A 4,909-nucleotide genomic window follows, 5' to 3' on the forward strand; every position below is an offset into this window, starting at 1 on the left:
TTTCAATCTTGCTGCCGCGGCGCCGAACACTCTGCGCCCGCTTTGCAACCAGATCACCCGGGCAATGGCACGGAAGGCGCAAGGTGCGTTCACGCCGTCTACCAAGGTATTCGCGCTGTGCGGCGATGCGTTTTACGACCAGTTTGTGAATCATCCGGACGTGATTCGTACGTTCGTGAACTGGAGCGACGCTCAGGAAATTCGCGGCGGCAGCGCCGGCGGCGCATTCTCGGCCTTTGAGTTCGGTGGCATCAAGTGGCTGAACTACCGCGGGTCGGACGACAACGCGACCATCAAGATCCCGGACGACAAGGTCAAGTTTTTCCCCGTCGGCGCGCCGGGTGTGTTCCGTCGTGCCTTGGCACCAGGCGAGTCGTTCCAGTGGGTCAACACCCCGGGCAAACCGGTGTACGTGGTGCCGATCATGGATCGCGACCGCAACGAGTGGTGGAAGATGGAAGTGAGTTCCTACCCGCTTCACATCTGCACTCGTCCGGAAGTTCTGTTCAGCGGCCGTTCGGAGGCTTAAATGCCCGTCAATTGGGACGCCGAGGTTCTCGGTCCCTTAGTTGGCGTGTTCGGCGAGCCGGTGCAGTATCGGCCGCGCGCCCGCGCACCGTTGACGATCTATGGAGTGTTCGACGACGCGTACCAGAAGGAGATGCTCTTCTCAGACGCATCCGTCGAGCTGACAACCGTTCAGGCGGTTCTTGGCGTTCAGTTGTCGCAATTTTCTATGCCGCCGGCACAAAACGACCAGTTGACCGTCGTTCGCACCGGCGGCGCTTACGTCGTGAAAGACGTCCGAGTCGACAGCCACGGCGGAGCAAAGCTGATCCTGAGCAAGATGGGGGCATCGTGACTACCTCGGCAGACATCCGCGCCAAGTTTGTCGAAGCCCTCAAGGGCTCGACCGATGCAGGTGACTCTGTATTTTCTCCATTCGATTGGCCGACATCGGGCGATGCATATCCGTGTGTCCTGGTGCGCGCCCCGAAGGAGCGGAAGGAGTCCCAAGGACCATTTCAGCCCGGATATGACGTCTACACGACCCTGCAGGTCGTTGCGCGGACGATTTCGCCAGCGCTGATCGGTGACGAGGGATCGGCCGTTGCGCTGGCTGCGGCTGAACGCCTGAAGGCGCAGATCGAGGTCGCGCTGATCAACAACCCGTTGATCTGGAACGATTCGACGGGCGGTGCGCTTATCGAGCAGTTCACTTCGATCGACTCGGAGATCTCCACGTCTTCCGACGGCGAGATGCCCATGGCCGAGTTGGTAATGCATATCGAGGTCAAGTTCTACCAAGGCCCGGAAGACTTTTATCCGATCCCGGCCGCAGTGATCGACGAGGTTCAAATCGCCGTGTCCGTTCCGGATGGCACGCCGCAACCCGGAATCATCATTCATCCACAACTCTGAGGAGCGGCGATGTTCATCAAGCCAGCACCCGGGATCAAACTGCGTGATCCCGAAACGAAGCAATTTGTCCCCGAATCAGGCCAGGAAGTAGGGGAGTTTGACCTGTATTGGGTACGCCGCATCAATGACGGCGATGCCATCCGGGTCTCCGAAGAGACCCCTGAAGCGCCGTCCGCAAAGCAGGGAAAGAGCGCTTAAACATCCCAACGAATTGAACAATCAACCCGCTTCGGCGGGTTTTTTGTTTTGGAGAACGCCAAGTGACTGTTCCCTTTAAAACCATTCCGCAGAATCTGCGGGTTCCCCTGTTCCATGCCGAACTCGACAACAGTCAGGCAAACAGCGGTGCATCGACGCAGCGTGCGTTGGTCATCGGGCAGATCGCAGCCACCGGGACTGGGACGCCGGGCGTTCCGCAAATCTCCCAGGGCGCGACCGAAGCAAAGTCGGTCGGCGGTGCCGGTTCGATGCTTGCGCTCATGACGGCCGCGTATCGCAAGGCTGACCCGTTCGGTGAGGTCTGGTATCTGCCGTTGGCCGACGATGCCAGCGCAGTGGCTGCGTCGGGAAGCATTGCAATCTCTTCGCCTGCCACGGCCACTGGTGTGATTTATCTGTACATCGCAGCCGTGAACGGCGTACCGCCGGTGACCGTCACGGTTACGTCGGCGCAAACGACTGCGCAGATCGCTAACGCCATTGCGGCCGCGATTAACGCACAGTCCGACCTTCCCGTGACAGCGGCCGCAGCCACGTCGACGGTGACGGTGACTGCCAAGAACAAGGGCGCGGCCGGCAACGACATCGATATGCGAATCAACTACCGAGGTGCTGCAAGTGGCGAGACGCTACCGGCAGGCCTCGCATTGACGATTACACCGATGGCTGGGGGGGCTGTCAATCCGGCGCTGGCGACCGCATTCGCGAACCTGCTCGACCAAGAGTTCGATTTCATCGCGTTCCCGTACACGGATGCGAACTCTCTAGATGCCATGAAGGCATTCCTGAGTTCGACGACTGGGCGATGGAGTTGGAGCAAACAGATTTACGGCCACGCGTTCAGCGGATATCGGGGAACCCTTGGCGCACTTACCACGTTTGGTACCAGCCGGAATGACGAGCACGTATCCGTCATGGGGTTCAACGATTCTCCGACGCCGGCATGGATTCTTGCGGCTGATTTGGCCGGCACCGTGGCGACTTCGGTGCGAGCAGACCCGGCGCGACCGGTACAGACATTGGCGTTGTCGAGTTTCCTTGCACCGCCGCTGGCATCGCGCTTCGCTTTGAGCGACCGAAACACCCTTCTGTGGGACGGCATTTCGACGTTCACCGTCGCCAGCGACGACACTGTCGCCATTGAAAACCTGATCACCACCTACCAGCAGAACAGCTTCGGACAGCCAGACGACAGCTATCTGGAGGTGGAAACGCTGTTCACGCTCGCCTACGTTCTGCGTGCTCTTCGCTCGGTTGTGACGAGCAAGTACGCACGTATGAAGCTGGCTGCGGATGGCACTAGGTTTGCGCCTGGTTCGTCCATCGTTACGCCCACGATCATCAAGGCCGACCTGATCGCGCAATACCAACAGCTCGAGTATGACGGCTTCGTACAACAAAGCGCGGTATTCGCCCAAGGGCTCATCGTCCAGCAGAACAGCACGAATCCGAACCGAGTGGACGTGATTTACCCGGCGGTGTTGATCGCGCAATTGCGCGTCTTCGCGCTGCTCATGCAATTCCGCTTGAGCTAACCCAACTGAATTCTGGTGCCCCAGCGGCACCATTTTCTATTTAGGAGGTACCTCATGGCAGGTAATCCGAATCGCCTGGCAGGAACCGCCAGCATTACCGTCGACGGGACGAACTACCTGCTGGTGGGGGACTTCGAATACAACCCGTCGTCGGTGACGCGCGAAACCCTTTCCGGCCAAGACGGTGTTCATGGCTTCAGCGAAAAGAAGCGCCCCGGCTCCATTTCCGCAAGTCTTCGCGACGCCGGCAACCTCACGGTGGCCGACCTGAACGCGATGGACAACGTCACCGTCGTCGCGCAACTCGCGAACGGCAAAACCATCATCGGCCGGAACATGTGGACGGTGGAAGACCAGACGGTCAAATCCACCGACGCCACGATCGAAGTCAAGTGGGAAGGCCCCCAAGTTTCCGAAACCACGAGCTGAACATGAGTCAACCTGACGAAAAAACCATCACGCTGCGCAAGCCGGTGAAGCTGGGCAGCGGCGAAAGCGAAGTTGTCTACGACAAGATCAACCTACGCGAGCCGACGGCCGGTGAACTGGATAAGGCGACCAGTGTGGGGGGCTCGAACATGGGCATCGGGATTATGCTGATCCACCTCGTTTCCGGCTTGCCGAAGACGGCAATTGAGAAGCTCTGCCAACGTGATTTTACGGAGGCGAACGAGTATCTCGGGGGTTTTACCGACGATGGCCCGACGGAGTCGCCGACGTAATCGCCGACGTCACCTATTTTTTTCGTTGGGGCCCGCTCGACGCGGAGCGCCTATCGCTTTCAAAGCTGGCTTGGTGGAGAGACCAGGCTAAACGCATTCGACACACCATGGAGGAGGTCTGATGGCTGGTAATGCGTATCAGATCACCATCACGGCAGCCGATAGGGCGTCAGCGGTGGCGAAGAAGATTGAAGCGTCGATGCAGCGGATCACGAAGCCGATTGATCGGGTGACTGCGTCGTCAAAGAAGATGAATGACGCAGCCGCAACCCTTCGCAAGCCGTTCGCGGATGTCGGCCGCTCGCTCAAGGCATTGAGCGACGAAACCGGCGTAACGAAGGTCGCGCGCGGTATCCGTCGCATTGGATATGCCGCCGCGGATGCTGGTCGTAGCCTGCTAGGAATTGTTGCGCCGCTCGCGGGTATCGCGGGGCTCGGATCGATCGCTGGGATTGCCCTGATGACGAACGAGTGGGGCAAGATGGGGGCAGAGGTACTGAAGACGTCCGCTGCCATCGGCGTCTCGACTGCGGACCTTCAGGCCTACCGAGGGGCGGCCAAGCTCGCCGGCCTTTCTGCCGACGAGATGACGGGGTCGTTGAAGACGCTCGGCAAGACCATCGAAGATGCGACCTATGGTCGAAATCAAGATGCGTTTGTGATGATGCAGAAGTTCGGCATCAGTCTACATCGCACGAAAGATGGTGCGGTGGATGCGACCCGCGCGCTCAAGGACGTCGCAAACGCGATCGTGAAGCAGAAGGGCAACGTCCAGACGCAGGCGCTGATCGCCGACGTGTTCGGCGTCGGATCGTTGCTGCCCATGCTTCAAAAGGGCGAATCCGGTATCGATGCCTTCGTTAAGAAGGCGAAAGACATGGGGCTCGTCCTGAGTGACGAGCAACTGAAGCGAGCGGCGGCGTACAACGAGCAGATGATCAAGCTCGAGGCGTCCGGCACAAAGCTCAAGTACTCGTTTGGTGAGGCCATGGCACCCGCTCTGGAGCGGAC

Annotated in this window: 8 protein-coding genes and 1 pseudogene; all 9 read left to right on the top strand. The window is 59.4% G+C overall.

The window, feature by feature from the left end; all coding sequences use genetic code 11:
• On the top strand, window positions 1-529 hold a 529-nt coding region (locus C266_RS11030), incomplete at its 5' end, for a major capsid protein (protein ID WP_010804688.1).
• Entirely contained in the window at window positions 530-862 is a 333-nt protein-coding gene (locus C266_RS11035; RefSeq protein ID WP_010804689.1) for a hypothetical protein, read from the top strand. It abuts the gene before it with no gap.
• Window positions 859-1,422 carry a hypothetical protein gene (locus tag C266_RS11040; protein ID WP_010804690.1) on the top strand — a complete coding sequence of 188 codons (564 nt, stop codon included), beginning with the start codon at window positions 859-861 and terminating at the stop codon, window positions 1,420-1,422. Before C266_RS11035 ends, C266_RS11040 begins: the two co-directional genes overlap by 4 nt.
• A 9-nt stretch (window positions 1,423-1,431) precedes the next feature.
• Window positions 1,432-1,620 (top strand): DUF2635 domain-containing protein, encoded by a 189-nt coding sequence (locus tag C266_RS11045; protein ID WP_010804691.1) that lies wholly within the window; start codon window positions 1,432-1,434, stop codon window positions 1,618-1,620.
• A 62-nt stretch (window positions 1,621-1,682) separates the two neighbouring features.
• On the top strand, window positions 1,683-3,176 hold the full coding sequence (locus C266_RS11050) for a phage tail sheath subtilisin-like domain-containing protein (RefSeq protein ID WP_010804692.1): 1,494 nt from the start codon (window positions 1,683-1,685) through the stop codon (window positions 3,174-3,176).
• 54 nt (window positions 3,177-3,230) lie between these two features.
• Window positions 3,231-3,605 (top strand): phage tail tube protein, encoded by a 375-nt coding sequence (locus tag C266_RS11055; protein WP_010804693.1) that lies wholly within the window; start codon window positions 3,231-3,233, stop codon window positions 3,603-3,605.
• Window positions 3,606-3,607: 2 nt separating this feature from the next.
• Window positions 3,608-3,898: a phage tail assembly protein gene (locus C266_RS11060; RefSeq protein WP_010804694.1), complete on the top strand. Its 291-nt coding sequence runs from the start codon at window positions 3,608-3,610 to the stop codon at window positions 3,896-3,898.
• Window positions 3,898-4,020 (top strand): GpE family phage tail protein, encoded by a 123-nt coding sequence (locus C266_RS27420; RefSeq protein ID WP_144265785.1) that lies wholly within the window; start codon window positions 3,898-3,900, stop codon window positions 4,018-4,020. The genes C266_RS11060 and C266_RS27420 overlap by 1 nt, the downstream gene beginning before the upstream one ends.
• Window positions 4,020-4,909, top strand: a pseudogene (locus C266_RS11065) (hypothetical protein); the annotation flags it as partial. The gene C266_RS27420 and the pseudogene C266_RS11065, both read left to right, overlap by 1 nt.

It is taken from the genome of Pandoraea sp. SD6-2, assembly GCF_000389825.1.
Taxonomy (GTDB): Bacteria; Pseudomonadota; Gammaproteobacteria; order Burkholderiales; family Burkholderiaceae; genus Pandoraea; species Pandoraea communis.

Coding starts and splice junctions, on each gene's coding strand:
- C266_RS11055 (WP_010804693.1), top strand. CDS start 3,231: ATGGCAGGTAATCCGAATCGCCTGGCAGGAACCGCCAGCATTACCGTC.
- C266_RS11060 (WP_010804694.1), top strand. CDS start 3,608: ATGAGTCAACCTGACGAAAAAACCATCACGCTGCGCAAGCCGGTGAAG.
- C266_RS11045 (WP_010804691.1), top strand. CDS start 1,432: ATGTTCATCAAGCCAGCACCCGGGATCAAACTGCGTGATCCCGAAACG.
- C266_RS11035 (WP_010804689.1), top strand. CDS start 530: ATGCCCGTCAATTGGGACGCCGAGGTTCTCGGTCCCTTAGTTGGCGTG.